Origin of the sequence: Paenibacillus physcomitrellae (assembly GCF_002240225.1) — a bacterium.
GTDB classification, from domain to species: Bacteria; Bacillota; Bacilli; order Paenibacillales; family Paenibacillaceae; genus Fontibacillus; species Fontibacillus physcomitrellae.
Window position 1 is genome coordinate 4713307 of the sequence record NZ_CP022584.1, and the last position, 16439, is coordinate 4729745.

Consider the following 16439-nt stretch of genomic DNA (forward strand, 5'->3'; position numbering starts at 1 on the left):
GATAACCATGAAGTGGAGAAAAATCTGGTCGATCCGGCGGTGGGTCCATGTGTTCAAACGGCTGCCGGGTCTGCTTTTTTCATCCAGGGTGCCTTGGTCGGACAAGCTTCTGCTGCTCGTTCCCGCGGTTCTCTATTGGGTGCTGCCCGATGTGCTTCCTTTTATACCGATAGATGATATGGCTGTAACTTTGCTGCTGATGAACTGGTTTGTGGACCGGGTTGAGCGGCGAAATCCGAGCCTTCGTTAAATTCGGGGGAATTCGGCTTCCGTGCGCATTTATCCCGGGTTATACCGCTTTGGATACCCTGGTGGGAGAAAGGTTGTCCTTGCGCAGTACGGCCGGATTCTTTACAATAGGAATGTTAGTTCAGTTTTAGATAGCGGATTTCAAACAAGACAGGAGCGAATGCAATGAGTGTCAAAATTACCCGCAATGCGGCCAAAGTGATAAAGAGAGAACTCGATAAAGAAGAGAACAAAGACAAAGGACTTGCGCTTAAAGTATTCGTCACCCATGCTCATGGCGACCATGCGCATTACGGCCTGGATCTGGTTAAACCGTCCGAATCGGACCAAGTAATATCCACGGACAAAGAAATTGACGTCCTGATCGATCTTAGCGATCCTTTCCTGAACGGCGTGAAGATTGACTACCTTTATTTCCCTGAAGAAGGTTTTGTCATCACCAACCCGTCTCAAGGCAACCACGGCGATCACTGATCGGCGGGGAGCGGAGAAAGAATCATGGCTAACGACATTCGCGTATGCGATAAATGCAAGTTTACCCGGATCAAATCGATTGTGCCCAAGCTGCAGAAGATGGCCCCTGACGCTGAAATCAAGGTCGGATGCAAATCTTATTGCGGCCCATGCGGCAAGCGCGCCTTTGTTTTTATCAACGGACGTTATGTCAGTGCTCCAACCGAAGAAGAAGTGCTGGCCAAGGTTGAACCGTTTATCAAAAAAACCGTGCAATCGTCCTGACGTACTTTGAAGTATAAACACTTTGGAGCATAAACACTTTTGAGCATAAATAGCAAAGCACCCCTTAGATTCTCTCTAAGGAGTGCTTTTTTCTTGTTCAAATTGGCGGATCAGGTCGTAAGTAATCACCTCATCGGAGATTTGCAGCCGCTTCTGAGCCTCTTGGCTGCCGGCTCTGCACGATTCGATATTGACTTTCTCACCACTTTCTTCGCTGTAACAGGAGCCGTTCTCGAACAGGCCGTCCGGAGATGGAATGTAGTGGACACGTCCATCGGTGAAAGCTCCTGTCCGCAGGACAACCAGGTGGTTTGGATTCCCGTCAAACATGTTGTTGCCCATCATATATTTGTCAGCTGTAGAGACGCCAAGCAGATGCAGCAGGGAAGGAGCCAGATCAAGCTGCCCTTCAGCTTCCGTATAAGTGCCGGCTAGCTTGTCGTCAGGCAGATGGATAAACAGCGGCACCTGGTTCATGATTTTGTGCATGTCCAGCTCGCTCAGGCTGCGGCCAAGAAATTTCTCGTAATCGGCCTGGTCAGGAACAGAATTATCATGATCCCCGTAAATGCAGAGAATGGTATTGTCCCACAGTCCTTCGGCTTTCATCTGGTCAATCAGTTCACCGATCGCTTCATCAACATAATGAACGGCCTCCAGATAGTCACCGAAGATCGTTCCCTTAAAGGTGCCAACATCCAGCGTCTGCACCTTCTCCGGCAGGGTATAAGGGTGATGGCTTGTTAACGTAATCATAAAGCCGTAGAAAGGCTGTTGTTCTTCAGCCAGCATCCCAAGCGACTGCTTGAAAAATGATTTGTCTCCCAGCGACCAGCCGAGCGGCTCGTCCATCTGGTAGTCTTTTTTGCTGAAGAAACGATCATACCCCATCGAATTGTACATCGTCAGCCGGTTCCAGAAGCTGCTGTCATAAGCATGGAACGCAAAGGCGTGATAGCCATCTTCTTCCTTCAAAATTTGCGGCATGACGTCAAACTTGTGATCGGCAAACCGGGTGGCCACTGAACCGCTTGGCAGCGGATGAAGGGAACCGTTGGACGCAAAATCCGCATCCGAGGTCCGCCCTTGGCCTGTCTGATGATAATAATTCGAGAAATAGAGGCTCGTCTGCTGGAGTTTGTTCAGGTTTGGCGTCACTTCCTGGCCGCCGATCTGCTGCCCGATCATAAAGTTCATCAGCGCTTCGGTCTGAATCACGATCACGTTGTTGCCCTTGTATGCCCCAAAAGTGGCATTTCTGACGTCGCGGCTCTGCCCGGCTGCTGCAAACCACTGCTTCATCTCCTCTTTCTCCTGGGCAGTCAGCGGATCTCCGCCGATATGATCCTTCGCAAACCGGTAGATGTCGTAGAAGTGGAAACCGAGCAGGCCCGTCACATTATACAGGGACATGCTCCAGTAGTTTCCCGTAAAAAGTCCGGCGGCCCAGGTGCTCGTATAGGACTTGATCGGCCCTAGCGTAAGCGCGAGGCCCAGCACAAAGGCGGCCAGCCCGCTAGAAAGCCGGAGCAGCGTTTCTTTAGACCCTTTTCCTTTAAGTCCTTTTCTGTCCCCGCGATTGCTGCTGGCGCTGCCATTAGCGCTGTAAGAGCGGACAGAAGAAAGAGAAGGGGATGGGGAAGCCGTTTTCCAAGGAGCCGCTTGAACCCGATAAGGAGCTAGGCGGCGGCGCCGAAGGATTTTGTAAATGGGGAACACGACAATCAGGACGATCCAGTCTGCTGCAAACCGGAGGTCCGAGCCATGCAGCAGCGATTTGATGCTGTCGCCGAGTTCTCCAACCTGCCCTGCCTGCAGCAATACGGGAACGGTAATAAAATCCTGGAAATAACGGTAATAAACCAGATCCGAATAAAGAAGAGCGGTAAGCAGCAGATCCAGAATAAGCAGGGCGATGATTTCGGCGCGGACAGAAAGCCAGAGCGTCCAGAACGAGACCAGCATCAGAGAGCCGATCGCGATGACGAAGTCTGTCTTGTTCATATCAATATAACGAGCATGCAAATGGGCATGCAGGTACCAAAGCTTCAGTACCATGACGATCAGGAACAGAAGATAAACTCCGTATTTCCGGATCAGGGGCGGCAGCTTATCCGCGGGTGAGTCTTTTATAAACAAAGCATTCATAAACAGACAGTTCCTTTCCAAGAACAAATAACTCTACATTCAAGAACAAATAACCCCACGGTGTGGGGCGGACGTTGTTAGGACAGCTTCGCAGCTCCGGCAGGAACAGACCTCGTCCGGGTTCCGTTCCTGCGGTGGCTGCACTTAGGCTGTTTAATCCCGGTTCCGTGGCGGAAGCGGGCCAAGGTATTGATAATACTGACATTCGATTCGTCCGTTGAAGAGCTTGCGGCGTTTGTCCGCCGGACGGCCGAAATCCTTTTCAAAGGTTGGAGTTGGGCTGATCGCAAAAAAGGACCAGGTCGGCATTTCAGCGGATAACCTTCCCAGCTGGGAAATCAGCCTGCGGATTTCCTTCTCATCGCCAATCCGCTCCCCGTAAGGAGGGTTGGTGATCAGACAGCCGTATTCGCCAGTTTTGGTCATGCGTGCGGCAGGCTGCACATGGAATTTGATTTCTTTGGCGAAGCCTGCGGCTTTGGCTGCCGCCTGGGCGATTTCGATCGCTTCCGCATCCATATCGCTGCCAGTGATTTCAAGCGGAATTGAATCGTCTACCGCATCAAAAGCCTCTTCCCGCGCCTGCTCCCACAGCTCCTCCGGAATGACCGGCCAATTCTCCGAATTGAAGGAGCGGCGCAGACCCGGCGCCACGTTCCAGCCGATCATGGCCGCTTCAATCGGCAGCGTGCCGGAACCGCAGCAAGGATCATAGAACGGGCGGGAAGGATTCCAGCGGCTGAGCTGGATCAAAGCGGCAGCAAGCGTCTCCTTAAGCGGAGCTTCGGTAGCGTGCTTGCGGTAACCCCGCTTGTGCAGGCCGGCGCCTGTCGTGTCCAGCGTCAGGATCGCCACGTCATTTAGCAGAATGACTTCAATGACATAACGCGGGCCGTTCTCCGGGAACCATTCCGTATGGTAGGTGCCCTTCAGCTTCTCGACAATCGCTTTCTTGACGATGCCCTGAGAAGCGGGAACGCTGCTGAGCTGCGATTTGTGCGAACGTCCCTCCACTGGAAATTCGCCATTCGCCGGAATAAAGTCCTGCCATTCAATCGCTTTGGTGCCTTCAAACAGCTCATCGAAGGTGCGGGCCTCGAATTCGCCCATCTTGATCAGCACGCGGTCCGAGGTGCGCAGCCATAAATTGCAGCGGCAAATATCAATCAACTCGCCGGGGAACGTGACCCGGCCGTTTTCAACTTTTACATCGGTGTAGCCCAGTTCTTTCAATTCGCGGGCAACGACTGCCTCCAGACCCATCGGGGCGGTGGCGATTAACTCCAGTTTGGATGCCATGAATGTTCTCAACTCCGTTTATACTTGTAGGGATCGTCCAAAAACCATACAATCTAGTATATGGGAATGTGACTGAAGATACAAACCAAAAATGCATTTGGAATTTTGCTTTTATATAAGGAGGATACGGTGATTACACCTGAACAATACAGTGAAGAGCTTTATAAGGAAGACGAGGCGCTGATAAACGTCAAACGTTCGCTTGCCGAAGCAGGCATACAGGACGTATCGGTAGCCGCAGGCTACGGCCGCCTGCTGACGATGCTGGTGCGCATGTCCGGGGCCAAAGCGGTGCTGGAGATCGGCGCCCTTGGCGGATACAGCGGTATCTGCCTGGCCCGCGGATTTGCCGGTGAGGAAGGACGGCTGGTGTCCCTGGAGATCAGCGACGTTAACGCCGGGCTGGCGAGCAGGAATATGGAGGCCGCCGGTTTCGGAGGCGTAGCCGAATACATGATCGGCGAAGCGCTGGACAGCATAGAAGAATTGGAGAAGCGCGGCGACCGGTTCGATTTGTTTTTTATTGATGCGGACAAGGGCAATTATCTAAATTATCTGGAAAAAGCTATCGCGCTCGCCAATCCCGGCGCCATTATCGTCGGCGACAACACACTGCTTCGCGGACGTACCCTGAATCCGGACAAGAACGGTCCGTCCGTAAAGATTATGCGGCAGTTCAATGAGCAGATCGCATCCAATCCGCGGCTGATGAGCACCTTTCTGCCGGCGTATGACGGCCTGGCTCTGGCCATCGTCAAGTAGGCTCGCCATCAACATGAAAAGATCCGCCTTTGGAAGAGGTTTCTCAGCCAAGGCGGATCTTTTTTTGGGTCTTTGAATGATCTTTTCGAATGATTTTTCAAATGATCTTATCGGAACGAGGTTTGCTTGTGCTTGTCCTTGTGGGCGTATAATTTCATCCAGACCCAAACAGTATTCAGGAGCAGCAAAACGCCGGAAATGACGAACAGCCCTTCGATCCCGATGTAGCCGGACAGAAATCCGCCGATCAGCGCGCCTAGCATATTGCCGAGGGCCAGTGTACTGCTGTTGAAGCCGAAGGCCCGGCTTTCCATGCCGTCAGGGGTGTACATGCGGATCAGGGCATTCACGCTCGGCAGCAATCCGCCCATACAGACGCCCATCAGGAAGCGCACGGCGGCCAGCTGCCACACCGAACCGACGAAAGCCTGCGGGATCAGCGTGATCGAGGCGCCGATCAAAGCGAACGTCAATATTTTATGAGCGCCGACCTTGTCGGAGAATTTGCCGAGGATCGGTGAAGAGATCATGTTGGATAAACCGGTTACCGCACTGACGAATCCCGCCCAGAAGGGCAGGTTAAGCGAAGATCCATGCAGCTTCTCCACATACAAAGGCAGAATCGACATCGGGCTGATCATCGCGAACTGCAGCAGGAACGTGACGGCGAACAGGGCAGGAAGCTGCGGTGTTTTGCCAAGCTCCCGGAAGCCGGCCAGCACGGACACTTCATCTCTCTTCGCTGCTTCCTCCCTGTCGAACTTCTCGCGGACGAGGAAGAGGGCGAGCAGCGAAGCGGCGAACAGCAGAGCCCCGGTTATGTAAAAGATCGGGCGGAAGCCGACATAATTGGCCATAAGTCCGCCAAGCAGCGGCCCCAGAATCGTGCCGGCCACGGTGCCGGACTGGATGATGCCCATGGCGAAGCCGATGTTTTTCTTCGGCGTTGTGCTGGAAATCAGGGATACAGCGGCCGGATTGAAGCCGGAAATCGTACCGTTCAGCATCCTCAGCACCAGCAGCTGCCAGGGAGCGGTTGCAAAGCCCATCAGCGTAATGACAACCGCCATGCCGAACCCGGAGCGGAGCAGCATAATTTTTCGGCCGTATTTATCGGCAAGTTTGCCCCACAGCGGCTGGAACATAAACGAAGTGGCAAAGTTGGCGGCAAAGATGAGTCCGGCCCACAAGCCCAGCGCTTTTTCGCCTTCGACATGAAGGTTTTGCGCTAAATAAAGAGACAGGAATGGCGTGATCATGGTCATACCGGCATTAACTAGAAAAGCTCCAACCCAAAGCACCATGAGATTGATTTTCCAGGTTTTCAAAGGGCTTCACTTCCTTTCTGTATGTCGATTCAGGCAGCAGTTCAAAACAGCCGGTCCATGCAATTTTTTTAGTATACCATATTTTACATACCCCGGAGCTCCGGAAGGTTCGGAGTTTTGTCAAGGCTTGCCGGTTTGTGATGGTTGTTACTTACTTTTGAAAAGGGCATAATGTACTTTAGGGATTCTTTTGAGATGGAGGCTTTCTTTCATGACATATAACGACCGTTTTATTCGCGCCTGCTTCAAGCAGGAAGTAGATCAGCTGCCAGTCTGGTACATGCGTCAGGCAGGCAGATACGACCCGGAATACCGTAAAATCAAAGAAAAATACAGTCTGCTCGAAATTTGCAAGCAGCCTGAGCTGGCCGCAGAGGTCACGATGATGCCTGTCCGCAAACTCGGCGTGGACGCGGCTATTTTATATTCGGATATCATGAACCCGGTCGCTTCGATCGGCATTGATTTTGATATCGTCAAAAATATCGGTCCCGTCATCGATAATCCGATCCGCACAGCGGCGGACATTGACCGGCTGAAGCCGATTGATGTCGAAGGCGATCTGGGGCATATTTTGACCACGATTGAATTGTTGAACCGGGAGCTGGAGGTTCCGCTGATTACATTCGCGGGGGCTCCTTTCACCATTGCCAGCTATCTGATCGAAGGCCAGCCTTCCAAGAGTTACATCCGCACCAAAAGCATGATGTACGGCGAGCCGGAGCTTTGGCACCGATTAATGGATAAGCTGGGCGATATGGTGATCACTTATTTGCGTGCCCACGTGGCGCACGGCGGACAAGCGTTCCAGCTGTTCGACAGCTGGGTTGGAGCGCTTGCGCCTAAAGACTTCGAGCAGTTTGTGCTGCCGACAGTCACCCGTATTTTTGCCGAACTTCAGGATTTGAATGTGCCGAAAATATATTTTCCAGGCGTCAGCTCAGGCGAGCTGCTCCCGACGCTTTCCGGACTGCAGGCCGATGTCATCGGACTGGACTGGCGTGTCTCCCTTACGGAAGGCCGTAGAAGATTAGGCGGCAAACATGCTGTACAGGGCAACCTGGACCCTTATGTGCTAACGGCGCCAATGGAGGTTATCAAACGCCATGCGGCCGCCATCATTGATGAGGGCGTTCAGGAGCCGGGTTATGTGTTTAACCTCGGGCATGGCCTGTTCCCTGAGGCTTCCCTGGAGAAACTCCATGAATTAACCCAATTTGTTCATGAATACTCTGCTGAAGCGATCAGCCGCCGCGGGTTGTCTATGCAGAGCAAATAAATTCAGATCAATATTGCAATCAGCAGTTTATTATAAAAGCCAAAGGTGGTTTTCTCGATGAGCAACAAAATCGGTGTACTGGTTATGTCCTACGGGACTCCCGCAAGCATGGACCAGATCGAAGCTTATTACACTCACATCAGAAGGGGCAATCGCCCGACAGAGGAGCAGCTTAAAGAGCTGACCGACCGGTACGAAGCGATTGTCGGCGGCGTTTTCCCGCTCAGAGCTAATACGGATCATCAGACCGAATCCTTGCAGCAAGCCTTAAATAAGCTGACGGAGGAAGGCCGCGTAGACGCTGAATTCGTCTGTTATCAGGGATTGAAGCATGCGGTGCCTTTCATTGAAGACGGGGTGGAGCAGATGGCGAAAGACGGCATTAAGGAAGCTGTCGGCATCGTGCTGGCTCCTCATTATTCTGTAATGAGCGTGGGCGGTTATATCAAACGGGCTGAAGCTAAAGCGCAGGAACATGGCATCGCCATGAAGTTCGTCAAGGAATACCATTTGAACCCTTCGCTTATCGAAGCGATTAGCCGTAAGGTTTCAGCCAAGCTGGACCAATTTGAAGAAGCGGGTGCCAAACGCGATCAGGTCCGCGTCTTGTTCAGCGCGCACAGCTTGCCTGCACGCATTCTGGACATGGGCGATCCTTACAAGGATCAGCTGCTGGAAACGTCCAAAGCGGTGGCGGATAAGCTGGGCATCGAGCATTGGCAGTTCACCTGGCAAAGTGCAGGACGCACGGCTGAGCCTTGGCTTGGTCCAGACATTCTGGATACGCTTAAATCGTTAAGCACAGAGCAGGTAGAGGACGTGCTGGTAGCGCCGGTCGGCTTCGTTTCCGACCATTTGGAAGTGCTCTACGACCTGGATATTGAGGCTAAAGCGATTGCCAAGGAAATCGACATGCGTCTGGAACGGATTGAAATGCTGAACAGTGATCCGCTTTATATTCAGGCATTATGCGAGTCCATCACTGATGCTTTGGAAAAGGAATGATCAGGGTGAGCGAAGCTTCTTCAAATCATATTATTATTGTCGGCGGTGGCCTTACGGGGCTGAGCGCTGCGTTCTATATCCGCAAGTTTTACAGGGAGAAAGGGCTGCGTCCCGCTATAACCGTTCTGGAAAAAAGCAAGGTAATGGGCGGTAAGATCGAATCGCTGCACCGTGACGGATTTGTGATCGAGAAGGGGCCGGATTCCTTCCTGGCCCGGAAGACGGCGATGATTGACCTCGCCAAGGACCTCGAAATCGATCATGAGCTTGTTCAGCAGAATCCGCATTCCAAAAAGACGTACATCGTCAGCCGCGACCGTCTGCATCCGATGCCCGGCGGGCTGGTGCTTGGCATTCCTACGGAGCTGAAGCCCTTCCTGAAGACCGGATTAATCTCCGGTCCGGCCAAGCTGCGGGCGCTGATGGATTTTCTGATTCCGGCCCGCAAGGGCTCCGGGGATGAATCCCTGGGGAATTTTATTGAACGCAGACTCGGAACCGAGGTGCTGGAGAACGTGACCGAACCGCTGCTGGCCGGCATTTATGCCGGGGATACACGAAACCTCAGCCTTCAGGCGACTTTCCCTCAGTTCGGGGAAGTGGAGAAGAATTACGGAAGCCTGATCCGGGGGATGATGACGGGCCGCAAGCCGGTCGAAACCCATACGGGAACGAAACGCAGCGCTTTCCTGACGTTCCGGCAGGGGCTGCAAAGCCTGATCCATGGCTTGATCCATGATTTGGACGATGTGGAGCTGCGGACGGAAAGTGAAGCCGTCTCCTTCACCCGGACAGGGACAGGAGGATATCAGGTTACGCTTGCAGGCGGCGAGCAGCTTTATGCCGATGAAATCGTCGTCACCTCGCCAGCCTTTGCTGCTGCCCAATTCCTGCGCGGCCATGTGGATACGTCTGCGCTTGAAGCCATTAACTATGTTTCGGTGGCCAATGTGGTGCTTGCTTTCGATAAAGCGGATTTCGGCGAAGAATTCGACGGCTCCGGATTCCTGGTTCCGCGCAAGGAGAAACGCAATATTACCGCCTGTACCTGGACCTCGACCAAATGGCTGCATACCAGCCCGGACGACAAGGTGCTCTTGCGGTGTTACGTAGGCCGTTCAGGCGAAGAGGAGAACGTGTTCCTGCCGGATGAAGCGCTGACGGAGCTTGTCTTGAAAGATCTGAAAGAGCTGATGGGACTTCAAGCTAAACCGTTGTTTGCCGAAATTACGCGCCTGCCTAAATCTATGCCGCAGTATCCGGTGGGACACTTGGACAATATTGACCGGTTTCAGAAGGAGCTGCGTGATAAAATTCCGGGCGTTTATGCGACCGGAGCTGCTTTTAGAGGTGTCGGCCTGCCCGACTGCATCAAACAGGCCAAGGAGCTGGCGGAAGAGATGGCGGAGCGCCAATAGACAGCCTGCGACAAAACACGACTTAAGAACTGAGTAAATAGAACCCTTTGCTGAGGCGGGGGTTCTATTTGTTCTTTGCCGGCTGGTATAATAAAATCAATTTGGTGTATGAAACCATTTGATGCTGTTTTTCGTCTTGTTAAGGACAGCATGAAATGGATTTCTAAATGGATTCCTAAAAGGATTTCTAAGGGAGACCTTATACCGGGATTGAGGAGTGAACCATGTACCCACCTAGATCAGCAAAATACAAACAGAAAAAAAAGCAGAAACAGCAGCGGCAAACGAAGGTTTGGTCGATCATTAACCTTACGCTTATTGTCGCCGTTTGTTTGGTAGGCCTTTATATTTATTACAGTTCAAACGATGCAACCACGGCAGATTCGGGCCCGGCGGCATCTGATTCCGGAAACGGGACAGAATCATCGCAATCCGGGACTTCGGGAGACCATGGAACGAATTCGGGAACGGGATCAGTCGATGGCCAAGGTTCATCAAATCAGTCGTCCTCACCGGACGAAACAGGCTCCAATCCGGCTGGAGCTTCCGATCGTACCTCAAACAGCGGATCCCAGGACGGCAGTGCCAATCCTGATCCTTCCGGCAGGGGTTCCTCCGTAGCGGCGGGAACAAACCCGGTATCCCAGAATTCGGAGCAAGGTCAGCCTGCTGGCAATACGTCTGCAGGTTCTCCCGACGATTTGGTCCTTCACTTTGGCGGGGATACGCTGTTTTCTGGCAAAGCGGAGACAAAGCTGGAGAACGCCGGATATGATTATCCGTTTCAATACGTGAACAGCTTGTTTACACAGGACGATCTGACCGTGCTCAATCTGGAAACGCCTGTTACTTACGGCGGCAAAGGAGCATCGGATAAGCAGTATGTCTTCAAGTCCTCACCGAAAGCGCTGGAGGCGATGGCGGAAGCAGGAGTGGATGCCGTGAACCTGGCGAACAACCACACGCTGGATCAAGGGGAGGAAGGACTTCTCGATACGCTTGATCATTTGAAAAATGCAGGCATCGCCTCGGTTGGAGCTGGCGTTAATGCCGATCAGGCTTATGCTCCCCAATATTTTGAACGCAAGGGGATCAAAATCGCCCTGTTCGGCTTCAGCCGCGTGCTGCCGAAAGCCGACTGGGCGGCCGGCGCAAGCAAACCAGGCATCGCCGGGGTTTATGACCCGACCCGGGCTTATGCGGCCATTAAAGCTGCGCGCCAAAAAGCCGATCTTATCCTTGTCATTACGCATTGGGGTAAGGAGCGTGTGCAGCAGTTTGACGACACGCAAACGGCTCTGGCCCACGGGTTGATCGATGCGGGCGCCGATCTGGTCATCGGCGGGCATCCTCATGTCCTCCAAGGGCTGGAGCAATATAAAGGAAAATGGATTGCCTACAGCACAGGCAACTTCATCTTTACCCGGTCAACTAATGAGAAAACCTGGGAAACCGCCGTGTTCGAAGCCCGCTGCAGCAAGTCGGGCAGCTGCGGTATGAAGCTTATTCCTTATACAGCCGAGCTGGCCCAGCCGGTGCCGATGCAGGCTGAAGACGCGGCCAAGCTGCTGCAGGAGATTCAATCCCTATCCCCCGGGGTAACCGTTGACAAGGCAGGGAATGTTTCAGCAGGGTGAGGACCGGTTAGGACATAACCGTAGCGCAATAAGCGAACAAGCCAACAGGAGACAGGAGACAGGAGACAGGAGACAGGAGACAGGAGACAGGAGACGTTATCTTGGAGAGAGAAAAATAAAGTCGCTGTCCCTGCGGAAGGGAGCGAACGGAGATGAACCGATATTGTGCCGCCCACCGGGGCTACTCCGGTGTAGCACCTGAGAATACGATGGCTGCAGTACGCATGGCCATGGAAGAACCTTGCGTAACCTGGATGGAAGTGGACGTGCAGATGTCCAAGGATGGCATTCCGGTCATTATCCATGATTTTTCGGTGAACCGGACGACGAGCGGACGCGGGCTTGTCCGCGAGAAGACGCTCGCGCAGCTGAAGAAGCTGGATGCCGGAAGCTGGAAGTCTTCTTTCTATGCCGGTGAGAAAATTATGACTCTGGATGAGCTTTTGGACACCGTTAAAGGAAGATTGAAGCTCAATCTCGAAATAAAAACTCAGGAAGGGATGTATCCCGGCCTGGAGAAAAAAATGATTCAAGCCGTAAGAAGCCGGGAAATGCAGCAGGATGTCGTCATGACTTCCTTTGATGTCAATGCGCTCGGCAAAGTGAAATTTGAGGATCCCGAGATTCAAACCGGGCTGATTTCGGACCGGCGCACGCCGGAGCTTTTTCGGAGACTGAAGGACCTGGGATGTAATTTCTTATCGATGGCGCACCGGAAGATTGACGACAGGCTGGTTGCAGAAGCCATAAGGAAAGAGGTCCGGATTATGGCCTGGACGGTGGACCGGCCCCAGTCGATGCTCAGGCTGGCTGCGCTGGATCGGAACATTCTGATCTGCACCAACAAGCCGGGTGTATTCCGGGAAACTTTTATTGAACCTGCGGCAATCAAACCAAGAAGAAAATGGTGGAGACTGGGAGGCAGATTGTAATGGTGCAAAATGTTTATTGTGTCGGGAGAAATTATAAGCTTCACGCAGAGGAACTGGGCAACGAAGTGCCTACCGAACCGATGATTTTTCTGAAACCGAGCCATGCGGTGGTCAAAGCGGACGGCAGAGAGCTGCCGTTTCCCGCGGATCAGGGAGAAATCCATTATGAAACGGAGCTTGTCATCCGTATCGGACGCCCTTATGAGAAAGGCATGGCTGTCCAGGACCTGGTCGACGTAGCGGCTCTGGGCATTGATTTTACGCTGCGGGACGTGCAGTCCATTTTGAAAAAGAAAGGCCAGCCGTGGACGGCAGCCAAAGGGTTTCTGCATTCGGCACCGATAACGTCCTATTTTGCCTTCCCGGACAAGGAGGAGCTGGAAAGCAAGGATTTCACTTTGCTGCTTAACGGCAAAGAAGCCCAGCGCGGCAACGTCAAAAATATGATCTTCTCCCTGCAGGTCATCGTGGATTATATCGCCGAGCATTACGGCCTTGGCGAAGGCGACTTGATCTTCACGGGTACGCCGGAAGGCGTTGGTCCTGTGGCTAAAGGAGACAAGCTTGAGCTGGCCTGGGACGGCCAAGTTCTGGGCTCCTGCATCATCGGCAGCAAGGAGAGCTAGAGCGTGCTTCACTGGCTGATCGGCTTTGCGGGAGCGGCGGTGATAGCGGGTCTTGCTTACTTGAAACGTTCCCTGTCGCTGTCCGGTCTGATTGCGGCCGTGATCATGGGGACGATCTATTACGGAGCAGGCAGCGCCTTCTGGTTTGGGATTTTGCTCGTCTTTTTCATTACGTCAACCGTGCTGTCCAAATGGAAGAAGGACCGGAAAAGCGAGCTGGAGAAATCGTATGCTAAAACCGGAACACGCGATGCCGGTCAGGTGTTCGCCAACGGCGGACTTGGTATGCTGATCTGTCTCGGCTATGTGATTGCTCCTAGTTTGTTGTGGGTTTATGTTTTTGTCGGCGTCATGGCGACGGTAACGTCCGATACCTGGGCGACGGAGCTTGGCGGCCTCAGCCGCAAACCTCCACGTTCGGTGCTGACGGGCCGGGTGGTGCCTAAAGGCACTTCCGGCGGCGTCTCGCTTATGGGCAATGCCGCCTCATTGGCCGGCGGCTTGTGCATCGGGCTTTCCGCCTGGCTGCTCCTGCAGCTCGGCGGAGGTTTTTCAACTGTGGGAGCGGTGGGAGCGTGGGCGCTTTCGCTGCCGGGGCTGCTGCTGTCAGGCGGTATCGGCGGTTTTGCCGGAGCCATGGCCGATTCCGTGCTGGGAGCAACGGTCCAGAAGATGTACCGCTGTCCCATTTGCAGACAGGTCGTGGAAGTGGAGCGTCATTGCGGGCACGATACGGAATTGTACCGCGGCTGGTCCTGGATGACCAATGATGCGGTCAATTTGATCAGCTCCGCTGTAGGAGGACTGGTCGCTTTAGGGCTGGGCTTCGGGTTAGGTACTTGACCCGGCCCGGCTTTTTTAAGTATAAAGAAGGGTAAGTATAACAGTCTTGACTGCCAGAGTTTTTGGGGAACCTTGTTTGCTCCTGGACTCTTCTGGCGTTGAACGTAAATTTTGCACACCGTTTATTCCCGAGCGGAATAAACAGCAAAGCGGGAAGGCAAGGAGAACAGATGAACATATTAACGGCCGAAGGGCTATCCAAAAGTTACGGAGAAAAGGTTTTATTTGAAGGCGCCTCATTTGGCATGGAGGATCAGGATAAAATCGGGCTTGTCGGCGTTAACGGCACGGGCAAGTCGACTTTTTTGAAAGTGATCGCCGGGCTGGACAGTCCGGATGCAGGAAAGGTTGCCGTCAATAACGACGTAAGAATCCGCTACCTGGCTCAGAATCCTGACTTCGATCCGGAAATGACGGTGCTCCAGCAGGTCTTCCGCGGGGAAGGTGAAGAGCTGCGCTGCGTTTACGAATATATGGAGACATTGAGAGAGCTGGAACAGGGCGGGGACAACGAGGTTTTGCAGGAGAAGCTCGTCCGTCTCGGCCAAACGATGGACCGCCTTCAGGCTTGGCAGCTGGAGAGCGAAGCGAAAAGCGTTTTATCCAAGCTGGGCATTCACGATTTTCACCGAAAAATGGGCGAGCTGTCCGGCGGACAGCGCAAGCGGGTGGCGATGGCAACGGCTCTTATTCAGCCGTCCGAGCTGCTCATTCTGGACGAGCCTACCAACCATATCGACAACGCGTCCGTAGCATGGCTGGAGCAATACCTGCAGAAACGCCGCGGCGCTTTGCTGATGATTACGCACGACCGTTATTTCCTTGACCGGGTCTGCGACGTCATGCTGGAGCTGGATCAGGGCAAGCTGTACCGCTATGAGGCCAATTACAGCCGGTTTCTAGAGCTGAAGGCGGACCGGGAGGAACGCGAGGCGTCGGCCGAGCAAAAGAGGCAGAACCTGCTGCGCAATGAGCTGGCCTGGATCCGCAGGGGGGCCAAAGCCCGATCCACCAAACAAAAAGCGCGGATCGACCGCTTTGAGAAGCTGGTCGAGCAGGCGCCCGGCCAGAAGGCGGCTTCGCTCGACATGTCGGTAGCTTCCTCCCGCCTGGGCCGCAAGATTCTGGAGATTTCGGAGCTGCATTATGAGGTGGAAGGCCGCACGCTGATCGGCGATTTGACCTACACCGCGGTGCCGCAGGACCGGGTCGGCATCGTCGGGCCCAACGGCAGCGGCAAATCGACGCTGCTGAATCTGATCGCCGGCAGGCTGCAGCCGGGTCAAGGTTACATTGAGCTGGGGCAGACGGTCAAGCTCGGATACTACACGCAGGAGCATCAGGAGATGAAAGCTGAGCAGCGCGTGATCGAATACATCAAAGAAGAAGCGGAAGTGGTAACGACGGCCGACGGATCGCGCATCACGGCTTCACAGATGCTGGAACGATTCCTGTTCCCGTCCGCGCTGCAGTGGACGCCGATCGGCAAACTTTCAGGAGGAGAGAAACGTCGCCTGTACCTGCTGCGCGTACTGATGGGCGCGCCGAACGTCTTGCTCCTGGACGAACCGACAAATGATCTGGACATTCAAACGTTAAGCGTGCTGGAGGCTTATCTGGATGAATTTCCGGGAGCCGTGTTTACGGTATCGCATGACCGCTTTTTCCTGGACCGCACGGTCGATAAAATCATGGCCTTCGAAGGCGGCGGCCGGATTGCCGTTCATGTCGGCAATTACAGCGAATACGCCGAACGCACGGGCGGCGAAGGCGGATCCGCAGCAGCCGGGAATGCCGGTGTGGGCGCTGCTCAAGCGGCCTCCGCTTCAAAGGGCGGCGCTTCCTCCGGAAGCAGCGGTGTTGGCAGCGGTGGCGGCGGGCGGGATGGCTCGTCCCAGCGCAGCGAAAAGCTGAAGTTCAGCTATAATGAGCAGCGCGAATTCGATGCCATAGACGGGCTTGTCGAAGCGGCCGAGCAGGAGCTTGAGCGCATAACCTCCGAGATGGAACAAGCGGTCAGCGATGCAGCCCTGCTGCAGGAGCTGATGAAGCAGCAGCAGACGGCCGAAGCCGAGCTTGAGCGCCTCATGGAGCGCTGGACGTATTTGAACGAGCTTGCGGAGCGGATTGAAGCGCAGCGGGGGTAGAACTAGAATAATCAACTCATAATTTTAA

General features: G+C 53.8%; 15 protein-coding genes. 12 read left to right on the plus strand and 3 right to left on the minus strand.

Translation table 11 applies throughout. From position 1 onward, the window contains the following. Positions 1-7: 7 nt before the first annotated feature. The 3 genes from CBE73_RS21280 (at position 8) to CBE73_RS21290 (ending at position 987) form a co-directional block, all read left to right on the plus strand. Positions 8-250 (plus strand): YkvA family protein, encoded by a 243-nt coding sequence (locus tag CBE73_RS21280; RefSeq protein ID WP_094095949.1) that lies wholly within the window; start codon positions 8-10, stop codon positions 248-250. A 164-nt stretch (positions 251-414) separates the two neighbouring features. Beyond that, positions 415-723, plus strand: coding sequence for a HesB/IscA family protein (locus tag CBE73_RS21285; protein WP_068694425.1), 309 nt, complete (start codon positions 415-417; stop codon positions 721-723). 24 nt (positions 724-747) lie between these two features. After that, positions 748-987, plus strand: coding sequence for a YuzB family protein (locus tag CBE73_RS21290; protein WP_094095950.1), 240 nt, complete (start codon positions 748-750; stop codon positions 985-987). 75 nt (positions 988-1062) lie between these two features. Here CBE73_RS21290 and CBE73_RS21295 read toward each other — a convergent pair whose 3' ends face one another. Both CBE73_RS21295 and CBE73_RS21300 read right to left on the minus strand, forming a co-directional pair. After that, positions 1063-3135: an LTA synthase family protein gene (locus tag CBE73_RS21295; protein ID WP_229752754.1), complete on the minus strand. Its 2073-nt coding sequence runs from the start codon at positions 3133-3135 to the stop codon at positions 1063-1065. 153 nt (positions 3136-3288) lie between these two features. Further along, positions 3289-4434 carry a THUMP domain-containing class I SAM-dependent RNA methyltransferase gene (locus CBE73_RS21300; RefSeq protein ID WP_094095951.1) on the minus strand — a complete coding sequence of 382 codons (1146 nt, stop codon included), beginning with the start codon at positions 4432-4434 and terminating at the stop codon, positions 3289-3291. A 105-nt stretch (positions 4435-4539) separates the two neighbouring features. Between CBE73_RS21300 and CBE73_RS21305 the strand changes: the two genes are divergently transcribed. Continuing rightward, positions 4540-5196 (plus strand): O-methyltransferase, encoded by a 657-nt coding sequence (locus CBE73_RS21305; RefSeq protein WP_244905508.1) that lies wholly within the window; start codon positions 4540-4542, stop codon positions 5194-5196. Positions 5197-5303: 107 nt separating this feature from the next. Here the strand turns inward: CBE73_RS21305 and CBE73_RS21310 are convergent, their stop codons facing one another. Beyond that, the gene (locus tag CBE73_RS21310; RefSeq protein ID WP_174704830.1) at positions 5304-6500 is read right to left on the minus strand and encodes an MFS transporter; all 1197 of its coding nucleotides are present in this window, start codon (positions 6498-6500) and stop codon (positions 5304-5306) included. A 235-nt stretch (positions 6501-6735) separates the two neighbouring features. Here CBE73_RS21310 and hemE point away from each other — a divergent pair, with 235 nt between their 5' ends. From hemE to CBE73_RS21350, 8 genes are all read left to right on the plus strand, one after another. After that, the gene (gene hemE, locus CBE73_RS21315) at positions 6736-7803 is read left to right on the plus strand and encodes a uroporphyrinogen decarboxylase (protein ID WP_094095954.1); all 1068 of its coding nucleotides are present in this window, start codon (positions 6736-6738) and stop codon (positions 7801-7803) included. A gap of 57 nt (positions 7804-7860) precedes the next feature. After that, entirely contained in the window at positions 7861-8808 is a 948-nt protein-coding gene (gene hemH, locus CBE73_RS21320; protein WP_094095955.1) for a ferrochelatase, read from the plus strand. A gap of 5 nt (positions 8809-8813) precedes the next feature. Then, positions 8814-10226 carry a protoporphyrinogen oxidase gene (gene hemG / locus CBE73_RS21325; protein WP_229752752.1) on the plus strand — a complete coding sequence of 471 codons (1413 nt, stop codon included), beginning with the start codon at positions 8814-8816 and terminating at the stop codon, positions 10224-10226. 224 nt (positions 10227-10450) lie between these two features. Beyond that, positions 10451-11863, plus strand: coding sequence for a CapA family protein (locus CBE73_RS21330; RefSeq protein ID WP_094095957.1), 1413 nt, complete (start codon positions 10451-10453; stop codon positions 11861-11863). A gap of 152 nt (positions 11864-12015) precedes the next feature. After that, positions 12016-12795 carry a glycerophosphodiester phosphodiesterase gene (locus CBE73_RS21335; RefSeq protein ID WP_094095958.1) on the plus strand — a complete coding sequence of 260 codons (780 nt, stop codon included), beginning with the start codon at positions 12016-12018 and terminating at the stop codon, positions 12793-12795. Then, positions 12795-13421, plus strand: coding sequence for a fumarylacetoacetate hydrolase family protein (locus CBE73_RS21340; RefSeq protein WP_229752750.1), 627 nt, complete (start codon positions 12795-12797; stop codon positions 13419-13421). The genes CBE73_RS21335 and CBE73_RS21340 overlap by 1 nt, the downstream gene beginning before the upstream one ends. A gap of 3 nt (positions 13422-13424) precedes the next feature. Then, positions 13425-14264: a DUF92 domain-containing protein gene (locus CBE73_RS21345; RefSeq protein WP_094095960.1), complete on the plus strand. Its 840-nt coding sequence runs from the start codon at positions 13425-13427 to the stop codon at positions 14262-14264. Positions 14265-14434: 170 nt separating this feature from the next. Next, positions 14435-16411: an ABC-F family ATP-binding cassette domain-containing protein gene (locus tag CBE73_RS21350; RefSeq protein WP_094095961.1), complete on the plus strand. Its 1977-nt coding sequence runs from the start codon at positions 14435-14437 to the stop codon at positions 16409-16411. The last annotated feature ends 28 nt before the right edge of the window (positions 16412-16439 follow it).